The sequence below is a fragment of the Lunatimonas salinarum genome, assembly GCF_017811155.1.
In the GTDB taxonomy this organism is placed as follows: domain Bacteria; phylum Bacteroidota; class Bacteroidia; order Cytophagales; family Cyclobacteriaceae; genus Lunatimonas; species Lunatimonas salinarum.
Genome location: NZ_JACVCV010000053.1, coordinates 1 through 2,472, shown reverse-complemented (window position 1 = coordinate 2,472; position 2,472 = coordinate 1). Strand labels below are relative to the sequence as shown.

General features: G+C 36.2%; 3 protein-coding genes. All 3 read right to left on the bottom strand.

Annotation, left to right across the window (positions count from 1 at the left end; genetic code table 11):
• Nucleotides 1-157 precede the first annotated feature (157 nt).
• Complete coding sequence (locus IAQ59_RS21695; protein WP_209332951.1) at nt 158-1,822, bottom strand: DUF262 domain-containing protein; 1,665 nt, start codon at nt 1,820-1,822, stop codon at nt 158-160.
• Complete coding sequence (locus IAQ59_RS21690) at nt 1,822-2,121, bottom strand: hypothetical protein (RefSeq protein WP_209332950.1); 300 nt, start codon at nt 2,119-2,121, stop codon at nt 1,822-1,824. The genes IAQ59_RS21695 and IAQ59_RS21690 overlap by 1 nt, the downstream gene beginning before the upstream one ends.
• A 116-nt stretch (nt 2,122-2,237) precedes the next feature.
• The coding region (locus tag IAQ59_RS21685; protein ID WP_209332952.1) for a hypothetical protein at nt 2,238-2,472 on the bottom strand (235 nt) is incomplete at its 5' end.

The following is a 2,472-nucleotide window of genomic DNA, read 5'->3' as shown; positions in this document are numbered from 1 at the left end:
TACGAATCTATGCTTTCCTATTACCTCAAATCGCAACCTACAATCCAGTGAACCGCCAAGTACGAGACCCGTACGCTTGGTGGTGTGAGAGGCGCACCTCGTCAGAGAAATCTGGCGAGGCCGTCTACTCGATTACCTGCTGTGTTTCCTTCTGTCGTCATAGTTTTGAGGTGTCAAAATACTCTTTAGCAAAGTCCGAAATGCGTTTGTGTCGTTCAGTAATTTCGGTTTCTGTCCATTGCGTTTTTTCTCTGATTTCGGTGTAGCTTGATAAAGCTGTGTCTTGAAACAATTCACTTTTCTTGTCAAACGATTTGTTGCCGAACTTACTGTTTTGGCTTTGTGTCAATAGAGCCAAGTTGCCTGCAAGTTGTAAAAAGTTCTTTTTAAAATCTTCGCTGTATTCTTCGTCTGTCGGGTTTTGTGGCTTGATATGTTCAATTGTGTAACTGTTGTAAAGGTCTTTGTCCAACAATGCACCTGAACGGTTTTTAAGTCTTAAGCTATTTTCATATTGCCACAATACAAACTTGATAGTATTTCGGTTGTAATGCCATTTTTCGTTGTCAAAATAGTTTGAGATTATGTTCTTAAATCTGTCTCCGTCATTCCAATACCACTTAAATCCTGTTTCAGTTACATTCTTAATGTCTTGATAAAGATTGTCAATATTGTAAGCAACTTTTGGATTGAAATACTGCTTTGAATAATGAGGTAAATAGTCTGTGCGATAGTCGCCAAGTTTTAGCTTAAAGCAAAGTACTTCTAATAATTTCAAAATCTTTTTAAACGTGTCGCCTGTTACTTCTCCCTTATAGAAAATTGTTAATAAAACAAGTTTCCAATTCGCTTCGTTGCCAACGAAAAATAGGTTTGTAATATCAGATTGGCTTTTGTTACTCACTATACTTTTTGCACTATGAGTTAGTTCAACGAAGTTTTCAAAGAACAACTTTATCCATTGCGTTTTATTTTCTTCTTTGTTTAGCTTTTCTTTTATTGCTTCAATGTTACCGCCAATATTGAAAAACAAATTGCAATAATTGTCTAAAAGTTCGTTTTCTGTGAAGTAGCCTTCAACTGCTTCAATGTATCTGTATGTTTTGGAAATAATGCTTTGAATTTCTGCAATGTCATTATTCGCTTGATTGTTGTTTGTGCTTTGAATGTAAATCTGGTGCATTAAATATGCCTTAATAACTTCAAATCTTGAAAGTTCTTTACCACGATTGTTTTGATATTCAAAAACCTGTGTCGCTTCAACTTTGTTGGTAATATAAAATGTGCTGATTACTGCATTTTCTAATGTCTGCTGAATTAAGTTTAAACTCTCTGTGTCAAGTTTGCTCAACTCTGTTTCAAAGAAGTTAAAAGCTTCAATAATTCTCTTTTGTGAAATTGTTTCGGTGTCGTCAATTGCTGATACCAAATGTTTTTGCGTGACTTTTTTGAAAATTACTTGGTCGTCATCAATAGTCTTGAAAACATCTGTCAAATAGATTTCTCTGATGCTGTCAATATTTTCACCTTTTAGAATTTTGATTTTGGCGATTGCAGAAAGAAAAAGAATTGTTGTTGTAAGTCTTTGCTGTCCGTCAATTATAAAAAGTGTGTTTCCATCTTTTTCAAAAAGGAATTGCCCCAAATAATATTTCTTCCCTTTTTGTTCTAAAAGGTCGTCAAGAAATTGAGAACATTGTTTGTCGCCCCAACTGTAAGCACGTTGATATGCTGGTATTCTGATACTTTCAGAACCAATAAAAAGTTGCTGAATGTTTTCAGCAACTTTTTTTTCAAGTGTTGTTTCTGTTTGATTATTCATTATGCACCACGTCTATTTTGTTCTTTACAATTCTTGTCATAGGTTATTATCCAACCACTACTTTTAACTGTAAAGGTATTTCCTGCTGCCCCCCTAACTTCTTTTCCACTGTCACCCATACGTTTAATTTCTTTACAGTTTTCATCATAAGTGATTATCCAACCACTTGAAAGAACTACAAAGAAGTCATTGGCAATTCCTACAACTTGTTTTCCACTGTCGCCCATACGTTTAATTTCTTTTCCGTTGGAGCCGTAAACGATTATCCAACCGCTTTTTGTTTGAATGTCTGAAATCATTTTTTAATAATTTAAAATTTTGCTTACTCTGGTCGGTTTTCAGCTTCCCCGTTTTCTGCAAAGTTAAATTGTCAGTCCGTCAAAACGTGTCGTTATTATTTTGCACGGTCGTCTTTCTAACATAGCAGGTAACGGTTCTCGGCTTTGCGAAGTGGCGGATTTTCAGCACAAATGTTCAATTGAAATACTGAACTTGAACCTTGCACTAAACTGTCATAGTAGCACTGAACCCGCCATTTTGCAAAACCGATGTGTGTGCCCGGCATGGGCATCTGGTATCGAAGATACCATAATATTCCAGAGGGTGCAAGTCCCTTACGTGCGGGGGTAACGCCCCGAAGCGTTAGCAAG